General features: G+C 40.4%; 18 protein-coding genes. All 18 read left to right on the top strand.

The genetic code is table 11. The annotated features are described in order from the left end of the window. Positions 1–88: 88 nt before the first annotated feature. Complete coding sequence (locus tag ACFS6I_RS17795) at positions 89–3,226, top strand: SusC/RagA family TonB-linked outer membrane protein (protein WP_380922615.1); 3,138 nt, start codon at positions 89–91, stop codon at positions 3,224–3,226. A 10-nt stretch (positions 3,227–3,236) separates the two neighbouring features. Continuing rightward, positions 3,237–4,859 (top strand): RagB/SusD family nutrient uptake outer membrane protein, encoded by a 1,623-nt coding sequence (locus ACFS6I_RS17790; protein WP_380922613.1) that lies wholly within the window; start codon positions 3,237–3,239, stop codon positions 4,857–4,859. Between the two features lie 31 nt (positions 4,860–4,890). Further along, positions 4,891–5,598: a hypothetical protein gene (locus ACFS6I_RS17785; protein WP_380922611.1), complete on the top strand. Its 708-nt coding sequence runs from the start codon at positions 4,891–4,893 to the stop codon at positions 5,596–5,598. A gap of 35 nt (positions 5,599–5,633) precedes the next feature. Then, positions 5,634–6,653: a hypothetical protein gene (locus tag ACFS6I_RS17780; protein ID WP_380922609.1), complete on the top strand. Its 1,020-nt coding sequence runs from the start codon at positions 5,634–5,636 to the stop codon at positions 6,651–6,653. 85 nt (positions 6,654–6,738) lie between these two features. After that, on the top strand, positions 6,739–8,106 hold the full coding sequence (locus ACFS6I_RS17775; RefSeq protein ID WP_380922608.1) for a DUF6055 domain-containing protein: 1,368 nt from the start codon (positions 6,739–6,741) through the stop codon (positions 8,104–8,106). Positions 8,107–8,284: 178 nt separating this feature from the next. Next, positions 8,285–9,244, top strand: coding sequence for an ornithine cyclodeaminase family protein (locus ACFS6I_RS17770; RefSeq protein ID WP_380922606.1), 960 nt, complete (start codon positions 8,285–8,287; stop codon positions 9,242–9,244). 197 nt (positions 9,245–9,441) lie between these two features. Next, complete coding sequence (locus ACFS6I_RS17765; protein WP_380922604.1) at positions 9,442–10,404, top strand: glycoside hydrolase family 43 protein; 963 nt, start codon at positions 9,442–9,444, stop codon at positions 10,402–10,404. Between the two features lie 337 nt (positions 10,405–10,741). Next, on the top strand, positions 10,742–11,944 hold the full coding sequence (locus tag ACFS6I_RS17760; RefSeq protein ID WP_380922603.1) for a porin: 1,203 nt from the start codon (positions 10,742–10,744) through the stop codon (positions 11,942–11,944). A 115-nt stretch (positions 11,945–12,059) separates the two neighbouring features. Beyond that, positions 12,060–12,362 (top strand): urease subunit gamma, encoded by a 303-nt coding sequence (ureA, locus tag ACFS6I_RS17755; protein WP_132769601.1) that lies wholly within the window; start codon positions 12,060–12,062, stop codon positions 12,360–12,362. An 18-nt stretch (positions 12,363–12,380) separates the two neighbouring features. Beyond that, a complete protein-coding gene (ureB, locus tag ACFS6I_RS17750) occupies positions 12,381–12,752 on the top strand; it encodes an urease subunit beta (protein WP_132769599.1) in 372 nt (123 codons plus the stop codon). A gap of 2 nt (positions 12,753–12,754) precedes the next feature. Further along, positions 12,755–14,605 (top strand): urease subunit alpha, encoded by a 1,851-nt coding sequence (gene ureC / locus ACFS6I_RS17745; RefSeq protein ID WP_132769597.1) that lies wholly within the window; start codon positions 12,755–12,757, stop codon positions 14,603–14,605. Positions 14,606–14,619: 14 nt separating this feature from the next. After that, positions 14,620–15,105: an urease accessory protein UreE gene (locus ACFS6I_RS17740; RefSeq protein ID WP_380922600.1), complete on the top strand. Its 486-nt coding sequence runs from the start codon at positions 14,620–14,622 to the stop codon at positions 15,103–15,105. A gap of 7 nt (positions 15,106–15,112) precedes the next feature. Then, positions 15,113–15,799: an urease accessory protein UreF gene (locus ACFS6I_RS17735; RefSeq protein ID WP_168127706.1), complete on the top strand. Its 687-nt coding sequence runs from the start codon at positions 15,113–15,115 to the stop codon at positions 15,797–15,799. Positions 15,800–15,803: 4 nt separating this feature from the next. Next, the gene (ureG, locus tag ACFS6I_RS17730) at positions 15,804–16,418 is read left to right on the top strand and encodes an urease accessory protein UreG (protein ID WP_132840731.1); all 615 of its coding nucleotides are present in this window, start codon (positions 15,804–15,806) and stop codon (positions 16,416–16,418) included. 7 nt (positions 16,419–16,425) lie between these two features. Further along, positions 16,426–17,379 (top strand): urease accessory protein UreD, encoded by a 954-nt coding sequence (locus tag ACFS6I_RS17725; protein ID WP_380922598.1) that lies wholly within the window; start codon positions 16,426–16,428, stop codon positions 17,377–17,379. Beyond that, complete coding sequence (locus ACFS6I_RS17720) at positions 17,372–17,725, top strand: hydrogenase maturation nickel metallochaperone HypA/HybF (protein WP_380922596.1); 354 nt, start codon at positions 17,372–17,374, stop codon at positions 17,723–17,725. The genes ACFS6I_RS17725 and ACFS6I_RS17720 overlap by 8 nt, the downstream gene beginning before the upstream one ends. 81 nt (positions 17,726–17,806) lie before the next feature. After that, a complete protein-coding gene (locus tag ACFS6I_RS17715; RefSeq protein ID WP_380922594.1) occupies positions 17,807–18,265 on the top strand; it encodes an urease accessory protein UreE in 459 nt (152 codons plus the stop codon). 390 nt (positions 18,266–18,655) lie between these two features. After that, a complete protein-coding gene (locus ACFS6I_RS17710; protein WP_380922592.1) occupies positions 18,656–19,273 on the top strand; it encodes a LuxR C-terminal-related transcriptional regulator in 618 nt (205 codons plus the stop codon). Positions 19,274–19,358 lie beyond the last annotated feature (85 nt).

Below are 19,358 nucleotides of genomic sequence, written 5' to 3'. Positions count from 1 at the left end.
TTGGTTAAATTCGGACTGAATTTGGACCTCATTCTACTTTATCTTCGGTTATCTATTAACAACTAATATTAACTAACCAAATTAATTTATGAAAAACGCAGGTCTTTTATTAGTCCTCGTGGTTCTCCTTTCGTTTGACTCATTTGCTCAACAGGTAACAGGCGTAGTTCGGGATGTTTCAGGAAGTGCAATGGTCGGAGCTACGCTGAGAAATTTGTCTACGCAGATCAGTGCACAAACCAATAGCAAAGGAGAATTTACGATCGTAGCAAAGCCGGGAGACGTTATCGAGGCAAGCTTACTTGGATATGAATCAAAGAGATTAAAATTCAGTTCGGAGTCTCCGCTCAATTTCGAATTGAATACGACATTTTCCACCTTAGATGAAACCGTTGTCATCGGTTATCAGAAAATCTCCCGAAAGAAATCTACCGCCGCAATTTCGAGTATCTCAGGAAAAGAATTGGCAAATCTGCCAGCGGCCAGTTTTGACCAACTCCTGCAAGGACGTTTATCGGGGGTAAATGTACAGAATTTTACTGGAGAGCCGGGCGCATCTCCTACGGTTCAAGTACGGGGCAATACCAGTTTGAATAGAGAGTACGATGAGTTTAGTGTCGGAAATGCACCGCTATATGTTGTGGATGGAGTTCCTCAACCACCACAACAGTATACTTCTCCTGTAACAGGCACGGGTACAAATTTTATAGCTGGAATAAATCCGCAGGACATTGAAAGTATTGATATACTGAAAGATGCTTCTGCCGCTGCTATTTATGGATCAAGAGCTTCCAGTGGTGTGATCCTGATCACAACAAAAAAAGGCATCAGCCGAGAGCCACAAGTAATGGTTTCGGCGTATACAGGATTGACACAGCGACCTGAGTTGCGGGATGTGGCCTTAGGAGCAGAAGAGAGAAGGCAAAAAATGCGTATCTTAGAAGAATTACAGCAATATCGGCCTGATATCGAGAATCGAAACATTTCTTTTCTGCTTACGGATAGTTTAAATCCGGCTTTTAACGGATCTACCGATTGGCAGGATATGTACTATCGGAAAGGAATGGTTAATAATGCAGATCTGAGTTTAAGTGGAGGAGGAGCAGGAGGTTCTAATTATCGTTTCAGCGCCGGATTATATGATGAGAAAGGGATTGTCAAGGCTACAGGATTTAAGCGCTATTCAACCCGCTTGAATTTAATGGCAAAAGCGCTGCATGAACGTTTGATGATCAACCCGATTGTTGCTTATTCGCGTACAGAACGTACTCGAGCGGGTGGTGGCGGAGTTGGTGTGACGGCTCGATACACGCCGGCATCTTATTTCAATCTAAGTGAGACGCGAAAAAATTATCTTCTTGGGATGTATAATGATGATTCGGATGTGAATACGGGTAATCAATTTACATTTAACCTAAATCTAGGATATGATTTTTCAAAAGCGTTGAAATTTACGTCCCAAACGTCATATATCTATTCAAACAGTAGACGTGATGTGAGTACCCCATCTTCAGTAGCAAATTTTACAGGTAACAGACAGGATGTGTTTTCGGACAATCAAGTCAATGTGTTGGCTTCTAATTACTTTAGTTATAATAAAGAATTTAATAAACATAGCCTGAGTATGATCTTGGGAAGTGATCTGGAATATAATCAATACCGGTCAGTAGGGGCTGGAGCTTCGAATGGTGCTTCAGACCAAATCAAAGTGATACAAGGTTTTCAGCAACGCTATTTAACGGCTTCCTCCGATTATCAAGCTTACAGTATGGCTTCTTTTTACTCACGGTTGGCCTATGACTATGACTCCCGGTACTTACTGTCAGCCAGTATACGTGGCGATGGATCATCTCGTTTTGGAATAGGCAATAAGTGGGGTTATTTTCCTTCTGCATCGGTAGCATGGCTCGTTTCGGAAGAATCTTTTATGAAAGAAGAGGAGTCCCCATTCTCCCTGTTAAAACTCCGTGCTAGTATAGGCACAACAGGTGGATTGCCAGGAAATAATTATCTACAGTACAATCTTTACAGGGTCAATGCTGGAAATTTCTGGGGAAATGACAATGGGACTTCTTATAATGGTGTTACTGCGATAACTCCCAATCTGGTAGATGGTGTGGCGCAACCTAATATTAGTTGGGAGCGCTCTATGCAATGGAATATTGGTCTGGACGGTGAGATTGCTAACGGTCGTTTTTCTTTTGCACTGGACGTTTTTAATAAGGAAAATAAACAATCTTTATTTGACGTGGCACTGCCTGTGACAACCGGATACGACCGGGCATTGACCAATTCAGTCGGCGTACGTAATTATGGGGCTGAAGTGGTTTTGATGGCCAATCCGCTTCCAAGGACCAGTCCTGTTCAGTGGTTTAGCCGGTTGAATGTTTCGTATGTGAGGAATAAAATTATGAACCTTCCTAATTCGGGACGGGACTTAGTGGTCGCGGGTTCGCGATTTGATAAAACACATATTCTGTCGGTGGGTAGCCCGATTAATACCTTCTACTTGTACCAAACTTTAGGGATTTACTCAACACTTAATGATATTCCGATAAATCCCTTAACAGGTGACCGTTTTAATGCTGGAGGCAGTCCCTATGCTCCGGGTGATATGTGGATCAGAGATGTGGATGGAGATTACATGATCGATCCTTTTAATGATGGTATAAACCCGGACAAACTTCCGCTCGGTGATCCAAATCCCAAATTCACGGGTGGTTGGACAAATAATGTGACTTGGAAGAATTTTAATGTTGGGGTACTCTTCACTTTTTTGTTCGATCGTGATGTGCTCAATCTGTATCAATCAGATCTATTTGAGAATGGTGCAGCAACCAATTCAACCAGTAGTTTTGCGCAGTATGCGACACCCGATTTTAGTAAGATCAATATCTGGCGCCAACCGGGCGATCGAGCAGATTATCCGGCTTATCCTTTAGGGTCTTGGCGTTATTATACCGTTGCTGGTCAAACATTTTTCATGGATAAAGGTGATTATTTCAGAGTGAAAAGTGTGAGTCTTTCGTACAGTCTGCCTAATCGTTTAGTGTCGGGATGGGGAATGAAAAGTATTCGGATGTATGGTATCGTTGATAATTTAATGATGTTCCAGCGTTCGAAAAGATTACCGGATGCCGAGGCTGTAAATTATTATGGTGAATATGAAGGTAATGGTTATCCTATCCCGCGGAAGTTCACGTTTGGTGTAGAGTTACAATTTTAATTAGAGCATCATGAAAACATTATTTATAATCAATTATTGGAAATGGGTCCTATTTGCAGCTATCGGCTTGAGCACGATGTCATGCAACAAATTTTTGGAAGAGGAGCCTCGAAATTCGACCTATAAGGAGGTGTATTGGAAAGATCCAAAGGCAGGAGAAACTGCGATAGCGGGTAATTATGCGCTATTAAGAAATGCCTTGATGGATGGTTTCTATGGAGTTGGAAACCGCTATTATATCTATGGGGATATGACTCCGGATATTTATATCGGCATCAATCGGGATAGCTACAGCCATCCAGAAATTGGAAAAGGAAATTGGACCAGTAATTATTTTGCACAGTCTTATGGCAATTGGACCGTGTTTTATAAAACAATAGCGATGTCCAATATCATTCTCAAAGAAATGCCTTTGGTATCGAATGATATTTTGATTTTAGAACAGGCAGATCCGGAGGCTTTCCGAAAGAAAATCATGGGACAAGCTTATTTTATTCGTGCTTTTTCTTATTTCATGTTGACCAAAATTTGGGGAGATGTGCCTCTTGTTACAGAGGCATATGATGATCCGATCAGTGCACCTCATCTGGGAAGAACCTCTCGGATAGACGTGATGAAGCAGATCGAGGAAGATTGTCGTCATGCTATAAATTTTTTGAGCTGGGGTTACAAAACAGCGGCAGAACGCGCTGTCACAGCAAACAGAGGTTCGGCTTATGCTCTAATGGCACACCTGTATCTGTGGCGGGCAACGACAACTGATTTAACATCTAACAATCCCATTTTGAGTGATGTCCATAGTGCGGATACTACCATCAATACCTTGCTTGCGCAAGGTGGCTACGCGCTTACCGATACCGCAAAATATGGTGATATTTTTAAGGGCAGATCGAGCGAGGGTATTTTTGAATTGAATGTCAGTGAGAATACGTTAGAAGGATCGAGCGCACATATTGGGATGAAATTTTTGAATAATAACTATATCCCAACGTACGGTGCAGCAGCCGATTTTTTCACCAAACCAGCTTATTTGAGTAGTCATTTTTATAAGATCGAAGAAAAAGAGGATTGGGTATGGCATGAAGATATCAGACAATGGGTCTGGGAAGCTGTCCAATCTCGGGGGCTAGATACATTGGATGTCCGCTTCAAAAATAATTTTGTCAATTATACCACAGATAAACCCGTATGTATAAAGTATAGCAATATAGTTTTTAGGAACCCGGGACAGCAACTTGAACCCTATAATAGTAATAATTTGATTTTGTTTCGGTTGAGCGATATCAAATTGTTGCAGGCGGAAATAGCGCTCTACCAAAATAATCCTAGTCGAGCGATTACCATCATCAATGCATCAAGAACACGTTACGGAGGTGATTCCTCAAGTTTATTAAAGCCGGGGCTGGCAAAAACGGAAGTGATGAAAGAATATATGATCGAACGGGGAAAAGAGCTGTATCTGGAAGGTCATCTATTTTTTGATATGATCCGTACACGAACTTACTCGGAACATATCACTTGGCTGACAGAAGCTCGCTTTAAACAAGGTGGTTTTTTCTGGCCGGTAGATCCTCGTTTATTTAGTGAGAATAGACTTTTGGTTCAGACAGAATACTGGCGAGGAAAGATTTAATGACATATTTAGAAACATAAATTCTTTAGAAATGATGACTAAAATAATAAATAAAACTTGTGCACACCTATTATTTGCGCTGCTGTTTTTTCATCTATTGACCTCCTGCACGAAAGATGATTACATCAACGATGGGGGGATACATCAGGCGAAAGTGAATATGACAACTTATGATTTTCTGGCATCGCATCCAAAATTTGATTCTTTGGTACGGATCATTGACCGAGCGAATTTAAAAGAGCTGGTGAACAGTGATATTACGTTTTATGCGACAACAAATTGGGGAGTAGCGGAATATGTAAGTGCTAAAAAACAGCAGCGTATCGCAGAGGTTGGCGATGAGAATATTTCTTTTACGATTGATGATATTGACCCAAAACGATTGGATTCGTTGAAGATATATATGTTTAATGGAAAAATAGAGCGTGCTCAGCTGGATGTGAATGGAGCCTATTTTACCAATTTGTATGGTCCTATTCCTGGTGTGCGATTTCAGTTGGGGTTGAGACGAACAAGAGATTACAGTTCCTATGTCGATTATGTTGATTATTTATATTATACGAGAGTACGTGGAACGCTGGATTCGGAAGAACCAAACCAAAATGCTATCCCGGAAGCAGAGCGTGATGAGCGAATAGATGTACAGACTTCAGGAATCATTACGACAACGGGTATCATACATGTATTGCACGGTGATCATCGGTTATTTTTTAATAAAGAAAGAATGGCTTCCAATTAATTCGGAGGGATTTTAAAAAATATAGGCTAATGAAAATGAATAATATAACAAGGTACGCGATCTTATTAGGAATAATGATCGGTATAATTATATCTTCCTGTTCCAAAATAGAGGAAGGTTTCTTGAGTGATACCATTCGATATCGGGACAGTGTGATCTACTGTAAGCGAGGGATGACACTCACACTTTCGGATCGGATCAATGCAGATGGATCGACTCCACCATTTGAATTTAAAATGTTAAATCTGCGGAATAAGTTGACGGGAGAGCCTGCACCTGAGGAATTTACTAAAATGTACGAAATCGAAGTTTTTAAGGAAGGTATGACTTTCAATGCGGCAACGGATACCACTGTTGCACTTCTGAAAGCTAAGCGGGAAACGAAGAAGGTGACGCCAATGGAATTTAGTCCGATCAGTGGACAGATCAGTTTTAATCGCGCATCTGCAAATCTACCTTTAGGTATCTATACGTTTGATTTGCAGGCAACAAATCGTAAGGGTACTAAAGTTTACAAATCATTTGCAGAAATTCATGTCATTGAACCGTTTTTGGAGGATGTTTTCGAGTTGACTTATGCCGCAATGACAGGATCAAATGCTTCGGAGACTTTTACACCTGCTTATAATAGTAATATCAAATTGACCTGTACCAAAGTTTCCGATGAGGGGGCGCGTGTGATCTTAAAAGTTGTTGATAAAAATGGTCGTGCATGGGATCCAAGTGCAGGTCAGGTGATCAAACGTGGCGATCGTCCAACGTTTGAATCCCATGTTCGCTTCAATCCGGTAGTTGCAACAAATACATCATTATTGTGTGATTATGAAGTGGCTCCTTTTCCTCTAACAAAATTCAATGATGGTAAGACAAATTGGGATTACAATATTTATTACCGTATTCCAATGCGTTTTGCTGCGATGGATGGTCATCCTAACCATAATATCAATCCTGTTTTTGGTTTTCGTATCCTGATGGAAGGAACATTTGAGGTGGAAGTAAAGCTGACAAATGTGACGGCAATTAACTCGTCTGGGCCACCTACGACAGGATTGTAAATAAGTGTTAGAAAATTTATTGCCAAAAATCCAGTTGCTTTGGCAACTGGATCGTTTTAAAAAGTATATTAATATAAGATACAAAATGCAATCAAGATTAATATTTTATATGGTGTTTATGGGAAGCTTGCTTTTTGCGCATCAGGCTTGTTCTCAGCTACATGATCTGGTACAGAAGAGCAAGCAACTTTATCTCCCTGCCCAAATATATCGAGTACCGGAAAACAACGATTATAATAATAAAGAAAGTGAATTTAGTCATTCCCGAAAAGTAGAGTCGGATAATATTGCGATATTTTGGGCTAAAGAATACGGAGAGCGTCCACAAGAACACGCGCTAGCGTCCAAGCGGTTTGATCCTGAGGCTATTTTGCAGGAGTGCGAGCGTTTTTATGGCCACTACCTTGATGTAACCAAAATGGTGCAACGAGGTAATTCATTATCAGACCAATATAAGCTGCTTTTCTTTGTCATTGGAGGTGACGAGGGAACAGCTTTTGGCGGTGGGGCAGCCGATTCAGTTGGTGTCATGTGGGCCTCTTCTCTTCGTCTTCAATATAAGCCTTTTGGTGCCGTTGCCCATGAAATGGGGCATTGTTTCCAATATTTGGCCAAATGTGATGGCAATTGGGCATTCTCCTCACCAGTAGAAGGGAGTCAAGGACATTCCATTTTTGAAATGACTGCGCAATATTTATTGTGGCAAGTTTATCCTGAATGGATGACCTTTGAAAATTACCATTTAAAGAGTTATATGGATAAAACTCATTATGCATTTTTACATGAGACCAATATGTATCATGCCGCTCAGGTATTAGAATATTGGTCATCGAAAAGAGGAACAGACTTTATGGGACGGCTATGGCGTGAAGCAGTTCCTGGTGAAGATCCGGTGAGAGCATATAAAAGGTTGACTCATACTGATCAAAACGTATTTAATGATGAAATTTTTGATGCAAGTAGAAAATTTATCACCTGGGATTTGCCTCGTATAGCTCAAGTGGCCAAGCCCTACGCCAATCAGCATATCACGAAATTAGTAGCTGCGGATGATGGATGGGTACAAATTGCGATCAGTCATGCTCCACAAAATTATGGGTATAATGGTATCAAACTAACTTCTTTTTTACCCGGTAAGCCTGTTGAGTTAGACTTTAAAGGAATAGCTGGTGCAGCTGGTTATAGAGCTATAAATGTTCAAAATGCAGGTTGGCGCTATGGTTTTGTTGCTCATCAAGCAGATGGAACGCGCATATATGGAGATGTTCTTAGTGCCAAAATCGGAAAATCTACTTTTACAGTTCCTGAAAATACCACAAATCTCTGGCTAGTTGTGACAGGTGCTCCAGAGGAACATACCGTTCATATTGTAGATGGAAAAGATGAGAATGACGAGCAGTGGCCTTACGCGATTAAGTTAAAAGGTGCAGCAGTTGATGCCAAGATGTTGTAGTTAAGAACTCTATATTTAAGCGCACAAACATTCATACTTAATGTGAAAAAACCGATTAGAAATTATTTTATTAATTTCTAATCGGTTTTTTGGTAAAATACGGTTATCATAAGTTAGTTTGTAAGGACTCGACGATCTTTTTTTTAATTATGTTTATCGTTTTATTAAAGAACACGGTATGATGAAAATTATAAAAAAAGAAACGATTGATGCAATACTTGAATATAGTAAATTGATTGATGCGTTACGTCATGTTTTTCAATCCAGATTCACAATGCCTGTTCGGCATCATCACTTTTATCAAAATGCTGAGGGAATTGAAAATACGCTTATTTTGATGCCTTCGTGGACGGACAATTATATCGGAATCAAGCAGGTTGTTGTCGCTCCCGAGAATCACAGAAAAAACCTCCCGGCTATTCATGCCTTGTATACGTTGTTGGATGCGGTCACTGGAACACCTTTGGCACAGATGGATGCGGCAGGGTTGACATCCCGAAGAACAGCCTGTACTTCTGCTTTAGCGGCTTCTTATTTAGCTCGAGATGATTCAAAAATCTTACTGATTGTCGGAGGAGGGAAAGTTGCGCAACATCTTGTGCAAGCGCATTCGGCTGTGCGTGCGTATGAGCAAATTTTGATCTGGACAAGAAATGAATCGAAAGGTGGAGATCTGGTATTGAACTTACAGCAGGCGGGATTTCGTAATGTTGCGTATGCCGATAAGCTGGAAGAGGCTGTGCGTAGGGCAGATGTGATCTCCTGTGCGACGCTTAGTCATGAACCTTTGATAAACGGGGAATGGATTAAGGCTGGAACACACTTGGATCTGATTGGATCCCATACGCCTAAAACGCGTGAAGTAGATGATAGCGCCATTCTTAAAAGTAGCATTTTTGTGGATTCGCGCGCCGGAGCGCTCCACGAGACGGGAGAACTTGCGATCCCCATTGCAACCGGTATACTGGATCCTGCAAGTATAAAAGGTGATATCAAAGAACTTTGTTGTGGTGAAATTATGGGAAGATCATCATCAGATGAAATCACTTTATTTAAATCGGCGGGATTGGCAATTGAAGATTTGGCGGCAGCTCTGCTCGTGTATAGGAATGTGGAAAAGGAGACGACATCGGTTTGATCATTTCAGAAAATGAAAAAGAGTAGGACTTTGTCAGTCATCATACCGCAAAGAATATTTTTTGATTCTTTGGGAAGCATAGTAGGTTGATTTGGATTTCTGTCGAAATTATGATCGTTCTTTAGATAGATTTTGTATGTCCATAAATTGGAATATTAAGTTATATTTCCTACTTTCAAGGTTACTAAAACCTTTTAATGATGAAAATATTTTTTTATTTCCTTGCAGGCTTCGTCCTCTACATTTCACAACCTGTCTATGCGCAACAAAATCCTGTATTTCCAGGTTGGTATGCCGATCCTGAAGGTATTATATATAACAATGAGTATTGGGTTTTTCCGACCTATTCTGCGCGATATGAAGATCAGATATTCTTTGATGCGTTTTCATCAAAAGATTTTGTCACCTGGAAAAAGCATCACCGTATCATTGATACGGCTGAAGTAAAATGGGCTAAAAAAGCGATGTGGGCACCAAGTGTTTTTCAGAAAGACAAGAAATACTATTTATTTTTTGGTGCGAATGATGTGCATAAAGGAGAAATTGGCGGTATCGGCGTAGCTGTTGCTGACAAGCCGCAAGGTCCTTATAAAGATCTGCTTGGGAAACCGTTAATTAATGATATTGTGAATGGGGCACAACCTATTGATCAATTTGTTTTTAAAGATAAAGATGGACAATATTATATGTTCTATGGTGGCTGGCAACATTGTAATGTGGTCAAATTAAGCTCTGATTTTAAGAGTTTAGTTCCTTTTGATGATGGAACGATCTATAAGGAGGTAACTCCTGAAAATTATGTAGAAGGTCCGTTTATGTTTATTCGCAATAATAAATACTACTTTATGTGGTCTGAGGGAGGTTGGGGTCTTCCGAATTATAAGGTAGCCTACGCTATTGCGGATTCTCCTTTTGGTCCCTTTAAACGAATAGGTACCATTTTGGAACAGGATCCTGCAATCGCAACTGGGGCGGGACATCATTCGGTGATCAAGGTACCAAATAAAGATCAATATTATATCGTGTATCACCGCAGGCCATTAGGAAAAACGGGTGCGAATGAACGAGAAACTTGTATCGATGTGATGACATTTGATGCGAATGGTTATATTAATCCCGTAAAAATGACTTTTGAAGGTGTGAAGCATAAATTGAAGTAAGTTCAAGCAACCTCATTAAGAAATTTCTAATATAAAATCCCGGTAGTGCCTAACAACGCTATCGGGATTCTGCATTTATAGACATTTTTGTCTCTTTTTTGTAACAATTTGTGCTCTTAATCAAATAAATAGTCGAAAAATGAGTGTATAGATAGCGAATGGAAAGATTGATTAAGTTTTCTAATCTCGCTCTAATTTCGCTCTTATCACATTTTTATCTCTTTGTGATATACTTGTGCGAATGTACAGATAATGAACATGTCATGAGTACGCTGTTATCCTGCAGCATTTCATATGCTCATGCATCTTCATTGTTATTGAAAAACAAGTTATTCTCATGAACATAAAAGCATTAATCGCGACGACGTTATTTTTTTTTCCTGCTATCTCGTTACTGGTCACAGCACAGGAGAGGCCTGCGGCATTGCTTATAGAACAAGAGGCTGACTCCTTGAAAAGCAAGGAACCTGCCCGTGCAGATCTTTTTAAACTGGATGTGCTTTTACGCGCAGGATTAAATGTTGAGTCCATGGGCGACAATGAGCACAGTAATAAGGTCAATTTGGATGAAGCACGTATTTTGCTTCACGGTGATTATAATGACCAATTGTCTTATCGTGTTCGTTTTCGTTTAAACCGTCCGTTTACACCCACAAGTCAGGACAATGCTTCGCGGGCCTTGGATATGGCTTACATCAAATATAAATTTGGAAAGGATTATAAATGGTCTGTTACTGCCGGAAAGCAAAGTGCTTTGGTCGGAAGTTACGAGTTTGAAAATAATCCGATCTATGAATTTATGTTCACGGATTATGTGGACCGTATTCTTAATCTTTTTGTGGTCGGGGGAACGCTTTCGTATGAGCTTAATCCTGACCACTCACTAAACGTACAGGTTTATAATACAATCAACGATAGTTTTGTGGATCTGCATACCAAAAACGGTTATGCAATGGGTGACTTGAAAGCGTCTAAAACACCAATTGGGGTTTATGCTACCTGGATCGGATCGTTCTGGAATAAAAAGATCAGTACAAAGTGGTCTTATAATATTTCGCAGTTTGCTCAAAATAAAACCAATCACGGGATCTCTTTGGCTAATAAATTTAAAACAGATAAAGACATGCTGTATGTGGATCTGCAGTATAGTTATCTGGCGGTAGATCATGCTTTGATCGCATCTGCTGCGATGAATGACTTTTATGCGCGTACGAATTCCGATCGTGTACTGGCTCAGGATGTGACTTACAAGTCTATTGTGGTCCGTTACGATAGAATGCTTACGGATAAATGGGAGCTTGCTCTGAAAGGAGCATATGAAACAGCTGGAATGGATAAGGATGCAAACATTGATGCTAATTTCCGTCAAAACTGGACCTATTTTGCGGCTTTACAGCATAAACCGTTTAAAAAACAGGATTTGCGGTTTTATCTGGGTTACGTCGGTAATACGGTGTCTTTTGATCGTCAGTTTGATCGCGCTCAACAACAGTTTAACCGCCTTACATTAGGAACTTATTTTACGATACCGGCACTATAAATTTTTTACACATCGATAGGGTGGGTTCAGGTGATAGGTAATGCTATGATTACTGTAATTGAACATATCCAAGATGTTTTTATTAATAAAAAGCTTTGAATTTAAATCAATCAATATGCATTTAACACCGAGAGAAACAGAGAAGCTCTTGCTCCACTTGGCAGGGGAACTTGCTGCTAAGCGATTAAAAAGAGGGGTAAAATTAAACTATCCGGAATGTATCGCTTACATCAGCGGACAGATTATGGAAGAAGCACGTGACGGTAAGTCTGTGGCATCACTGATGCAGTATGGTACGACATTATTGAAGCGTTCCCAGGTGATGGAGGGTGTTCCAGAAATGATTCACGATGTACAAATTGAAGTAACCTTTCCCGACGGAACGAAATTGGTTACGGTTCACAACCCAATTCGTTAATTTAATAACGTATACGATATGATACCAGGAGAATATATCCTTAAAAAAGGAGAAATAAAAGCGAATGTCGGCTATAAAACGACAAGTGTTACCGTGAAAAATGTAGGTGACCGCCCGATTCAGGTTGGCTCTCATTATCATTTTTTTGAAGTGAATAAAATGTTGTCTTTTGATCGTGAGGAAAGTTTTGGAATGCGTTTAAATATTCCTGCGAGTACAGCGGTACGTTTTGAGCCCGGAGAACAAAAGAAAGTGATCTTGGTCGAAATGGGAGGTAATAAAGAGATCCACGGGTTTAATGGCTTGACCAACGGTAAATATACCGATCCAAAGGTTAAGAAAGCCGCACTGGAGAAAGCGAAAAAATTGGAATTTAAAGATTCGAAATAGTTATGGCAGGTTGGAATAGAAGAGAGTGGATTAAAGTAGTCGGAATGGGTACTTTAGGTTCGATTGTAGGACTTGACGCTCTTGGTTTAGATAAACTGGGTTTAGATAAATCGTCGGTTAAGTATATAGATGGTGAGCTTTATATCCCTCGTGATAAATATGCTGCATTATTTGGCCCAACGACGGGCGATAAGGTGCGTTTGGCAGATACAGAACTTTTCATTGAAATCGAGAAAGATTTTGGTGTATATGGTGAAGAAAATAAATTTGGTGGCGGTAAAACAATCCGTGATGGTATGGGCCAATCTGCCCGTGCGATGCGCGATGAAGATGTACTGGATTTCTGTATCACCAATGTAATTATCATCGATCACTGGGGTATTGTGAAAGGTGATATCGGTATTAAAGATGGTAAGATCGTGGGTATAGGTAAAGCGGGTAACCCGGATGTTCAAGATGGTATTACCAAAGGCATGGTGATCGGCGGGTCTACAGAGGTGCATGGAGGTGCTGGACATATCTTAACTGCAGGTGGTATTGATACACACATCCACTTTATTTCGCCACAACAGGTAGAAACAGCACTTTATAGTGGTGTCACTACTTTTATTGGTGGTGGAACCGGTCCTGCTGATGGTACCAATGCAACCACGGTGACTTCTGGTAAATGGTATATGGAGCGTATGTTTGAAGCATTTGAAAATTTGCCAATTAACGTAGGTTTCTTTGGTAAAGGTAATATATCGACTACTGGACCTATTATTGAGCAAATTGAAGCGGGTGCACTAGGGGTGAAAATTCACGAAGATTGGGGTGCTACTCCAGCGACAATTGATGCTGCGCTTACTGTTGCGGATAAATACGATGTACAAGTTGCCATCCATACGGATACGCTGAACGAAGCGGGATTCTTAGAAGATACAGTTGCGGCTATTGATGGCCGTGTGATCCATACGTTCCACACGGAAGGAGCGGGCGGTGGTCACGCGCCGGATATCATCAAAATTGCGATGTATCCTAATATTTTACCCGCATCGACCAATCCAACAAAACCTTTTACAGTAAATACGGTAGAAGAACATTTGGATATGTTGATGGTTTGTCATCACTTGGATAAAAACGTGAAGGAAGATGTGGCGTTTGCCGATTCACGTATCCGCCCACAGAGTATTGCTGCAGAAGATATTTTGCAGGATATGGGGGTGTTCTCGATTATGAGTTCAGATAGCCAGGCGATGGGACGTGTAGGTGAGGTAATTTCACGTACTTTCCAGACGGCACACAAGATGAAAATTCAGCGTGGTGCATTAGCGGAAGATAAAGGAAAAGACAATGATAACTTCCGTGTGAAGCGTTACGTTTCTAAATATACGATCAATCCTGCTAAAGCGCATGGTATCGATCAATACATCGGTTCTGTTGAACCGGGTAAGATTGCCGATTTGATATTATGGAAACCTGCAATGTTTGGTGTGAAGCCAGAAATGATCATTAAAGGGGGTATGATTGTAGGTGCTAAAATGGGTGATATCAATGCGTCTATCCCTACACCGCAACCCGTTTTATACCGCCCGATGTTTGGAGTGCACGGTAAAGCATTACAGAAGTTGTGCTTCAACTTTGTTTCCAAAGTTTCTTTGGAAAATGGCAACATCGCGAAATTAAACTTGTCACGTGTGAGTCTACCGGTTGAAGGTTGCCGTACAGTACGTAAAAAAGATATGGTGCATAATGATGCAACACCAAATATTGAGGTGAATCCAGAAACTTACGAAGTGTCGGTAGATGGTGTTTTGGCCATCTGCGAACCTCTACATGAAGTGCCAATGGCACAACGTTTCTTCTTATTTTAAAGAAAATCGGATTTATGCTACTGGCAAGAACAATCTTGGGCAATATCGCTAGCGGATCCTTCCAACTGGAGGTGGACTTCCTTCAGTTGGAATGGTTCGACACCACAAAAAAAATCATTCGTGCAATTACAGTAGGGGGACGTGAAATCGGTTTCAAAAATTTATCCTCCCGGCAACTGTCGGATGGTGATGTACTCTACCGTGATGAAAAGGCTGGTTTTTGTATTGTGGTCAAGATATTGCCCTGTTCTTGTCTTGTATTTCGTGCAAATGGCCCAAAGCAGATGGCCTACGCTTGTTTTGAAATCGGAAATCGACATGTTCCCGTTTTTATCAACGATCGGCAAGAAGTCATAACAGCATTTGAAAAACCTTTGTTTGATCTGCTCTGCCGTAGGGGGCTAGAGCCGACGATCGAAACGCGGGTGATAGAAAAAACGAGTACTCTGGTGATCCATCAGTATACTTCAGGAAAAATGAAAATAAAACTAGGACTATAACAAGCATATGAATCCATTATTAACGCTGTTGCAGATCAATGACTCGGTATTTCCTATTGGAGGATTTACGCATTCATATGGATTAGAAACCTACATTACAAAAGATATTGTAAAGGATAGCAAATCTGCCGAAGAATATGCAAGAACCATGTTGGAGCATAATTTTTATTATAATGACGCCGCTTTTTTTTCAAAGGCCTGGACACTCTGCGTGAAGCGTGCTTCTAAGCAGAAAATCGCAGCGCTTGATGAACTGGTTACGGTGCTAAAAGCGCCTTATGAAATAAGGGAAGCCAGTAAGAAACTTGGAATTCGCTTTTTAAAATTGACGGAAAAACTACATCCTGTAAAACGCTGTTCTAATTACCTGCAGTCGATAAGTAGCAATGAGCTGCATGGTCATTATGCGTTAGCATTCGCCATGTATGCGCAGGCGTTAAAAATAAGCTATCAGGATGCGCTCAGTGCATTTTACTATAATGCACTTAACGGCATGATGACCAACTGTGCGAAACTTGTTCCGATCAGTCAGATGGATGCACAACAGATTCTTTTTAAACTTCAGCCTTTAATTAACCGTTTGGTTGCTGAGCAACCGAATATGGATGAGGGGCTTATCGGTAATTGCTGCGTGGCGCAAGATATACGCTGTATGCAGCACGAAAAATTATATACACGAATTTATATTTCATAATCATATGGAAACAAGAAACTACGTCAAGGTAGGTGTAGGCGGACCTGTAGGGTCTGGTAAAACTGCTTTGATTGAACGACTGGTAAGATCGATGTCTACTGATTACAGCATATGTGTTGTGACAAACGACATCTATACGCGTGAAGATGCGCAATTTCTTCAAAAAAATTCGGCTCTTCCGGCAGAACGTATTATCGGAGTGGAAACAGGCGGTTGTCCGCATACCGCGATCCGTGAAGATGCATCGATGAATATTGAAGCAGTGGAAGAACTGGCCACCCGTTTTCCGGATACGGAACTGATCTTTGTGGAGAGTGGAGGCGATAACCTGACTTCTACTTTTAGCCCAGACCTTGCTGATGTCAGTATTTTCGTCATCGATGTAGGTGAAGGAGAAAAGATGCCCCGTAAAGGCGGTCCGGGTATTACACGTTCCGACTTATTGATCATTAATAAAATCGATCTGGCTCCTTATGTACATGCCGATCTGGAAGTGATGCGTCAGGATACCTTACGCATGCGTGGCGAAAGACCTTTTATTTTTACAAACCTCATGACCCTGGAAGGATTGGAAGATGTAAAAGGCTGGTTGAAAAAATATGCATTGTTAGAGCAATAAGAATAAGATGGAAAGTGTAATTCAGCTAAACGTAGCTAAAGAGGGAACCTATAGTGTATTGAAAGAAAGCTGTCACAATGCTCCTTATAAGCTCACACATTATGGTGCCCCAAAGCTACAGGAGCATCTGGAAATGATTATCATGAGTGCTTCTCCCGGTATTATGGATGATGATACTTTGGATATTGAGATCAATATGAAAGCTGACACGCAATTGAAGCTTTTTACACAGTCTTTCAATAAACTTCATCCGATGAAACGCGGAGCCCGACAGACAACTGTTGCTCGTATCGCGCAAGACGCGGTCTTTCATTATATTCCACATCCAGTTACTCCTTTTAAGGATTCGATATTTAAAAGTGAAAACAGTGTCTATCTTGAAGGTAATGCAGTTTTGATCTGGGCGGACGTTATCGGTGCTGGGCGTATACACATGAATGAGGCTTTTTTGTTCAACAGCCTACACAGTACGACGAAGATATACCGCAACAACAAGCTGATCCTGATGGATAACCAGTTCCTGTCACCTGCAAAACAACCGATAACGGGCCTGTTATTCTTTGAAGGATATACGCATCAGGCAACTTTTATTTTTTCGGCCCTATTTGCGAAGGAACTGAAGGAAGAGCTGGATGAAATTATGACTTTGGATTACAGTGATATTACGTACGGTTTCACAAAAGCTGCGGATGATATTGTCATGTTGCGGGCTTTAGGAAATGATGGCGAGCTGCTTTACGATTTTATGGGTATGCTCGGACAATTGTGCTGGGATTTTACACAACATATCAAGGAAGAGTCTAGACCTGCAGGTATTGCTGAAGATCAACTTGAGGAAAGTACTAGGGAAGTTGCTCCAGTACCGGTTGTTAAAGAGGTGAAAAAACGGCCTGCTCTTAAAAAAACGAATGCGGTTAAGGCTCGTCCTAAGACGAAAAAAAAGGAGGTTGTGAATGCATGAGCTATCGATCGTAAGGGATATTTTTAGCACCTTGGAGGAAGCTTATCCGGGTCGGATGCAAGATATTATCAAAGTGGAGATAGAGGCTGGATTGTTATGTAATATTCAGCCTATCCTGATTCAGAATGCTTTTGAAGCCTACGTGCTTGATGAAGCGTTGTTTCAGGATCTGGAGCTAGAGGTGAAATTATTACCCATCATTGCTTACTGCAAAGTATGTGCAATGAATTTTGAAGTATATTATCACCGGTTTGTATGTACTTGTGGACAGCCCTCTGACCAGATTATACAGGGTGAGGAACTGCGCATCAGTAAGGTGATGTTTAATAATAAAACTGGTCAATAAAAATCAATGATATAAAAAACAGATGGCTGTCTTGATTAAGGGAAAAATCTTAAAAATTGCGATCTGTTAATCCGATCTGATATGCTTGTTATAGAAAGAAATTTAATCACTCCATCTGAAATTGATCCTTCGGTCATAGACCTACTGGGGATTGATTGGTATGAAGTCAACAAGACTGTCTTGAGTCGTGAGACAAGGGATGGCCGATTTGTGCGCCTCCATCGGACAGGCGGTACTGCTCTTGATGATGGAGAGTTCGTGTATGCTTCTCCTGAGGTCGCCATACAGATATATATCAAACCATGTGCTTGTATCGTTCTTAAATCGACAGATCTTAATGCTATCGGTCATTTTTGTTTTGATGTTGGCAATCGACATTTACCTCTATTTTGGTTTGATGATGGGCTAGCACTTGCTTATGATGGACAGCTCTATCCAGCATTAAAAGGGCAATACGGCAACAATGTTGTTATAGAAACGCGCACACTTTCACCAGCTTCTACTTTACAGGCGTTTGGCGCATCATGGTTATTAAGTTAGAAGGTCAAATGGCCTGACTGCTATCCACATTCTGTTAAGCGCTCCCTCCGTTTACTAGCCCATGCCGCTACTTTCGTGTCAGGTCACTTTATGTGAGGCTGGAAAATAGAAAGTTAATAGTTAAGATTCTTTCTGATTAAAGTTTTCATTTGTTGCTCAGGCAAATGATTGGTATTTGCTGAATATAAGTTAAGTAATTCTTTACTTCTGAAGAATTAGTTTGCGAAAATACTGATATGACAACAGTATTTATACTTAATATTGAAAAAAATGAACTATTTTATCCTTATAAAAAGTTATCTTTAATCAATAGTATAGATGTTCAATAACAAGTTTAAGTTTTGAATATTTTTATAAACCGATCACCTAAATTTTAAGTACAACTGTATTATGATTAAAGTGGGAATTATTGATAACAACGCACATACTCGAGAGGCTATTAAGCGTATTCTTGTAACACACACGTTGGGGAGCACCGCTATTCCTATAACAATTCTTTTTGATTTGGAATACTGCAATTTAACGAAGGAGGAGAAATTTCCAGTTCCTGATGTGTTGCTGCTCGATATTGAACATCAAGATACCTTGATCATGGAAAAAGTAAAAAAGCTTTTTCCAATGTCTGAGGTGATCATATTGACTAATCTAACGGATGTAAAAATTGTTCGTAAATGTTTTCGAAACGGAGCCGTCAGTTATCTGCTGAAGGATACGTGTATGCAGGATCTTGTGCATGCCATACTTATTACGCTTAATCAAGGTTCTTTTATCAGTCCTACAATCAATAGGGCATTGATCAACCAGGCTTTTAGTTCAAAAAAATACGAAGATCTGCTCACGGCGCGTGAGCTTCAGGTAGCCAATGGTATCGTTGAAGGGTTGAGTTATAAGCTGATTGCTGAAGAATATAAAATATCATTAGATACGGTACGTATTTATATCAAACGTGTATATCGAAAATTAAATATCAACAGTAAAGGCGAACTGATTTCGCAATTGTCGATGTAAAGATTATTTTATAACATGAAGATGTGACTTCATATATTTTTCACTGACCGAATTAAGACTGATTTTTGTTATAATTTGAATTTCC

The sequence above is a fragment of the Sphingobacterium anhuiense genome, assembly GCF_042686355.1.
GTDB lineage: Bacteria > Bacteroidota > Bacteroidia > Sphingobacteriales > Sphingobacteriaceae > Sphingobacterium > Sphingobacterium anhuiense.
The sequence above is the reverse complement of the archived record's forward strand: the minus strand, read 5'-3'. Positions and strand labels throughout refer to the sequence as shown.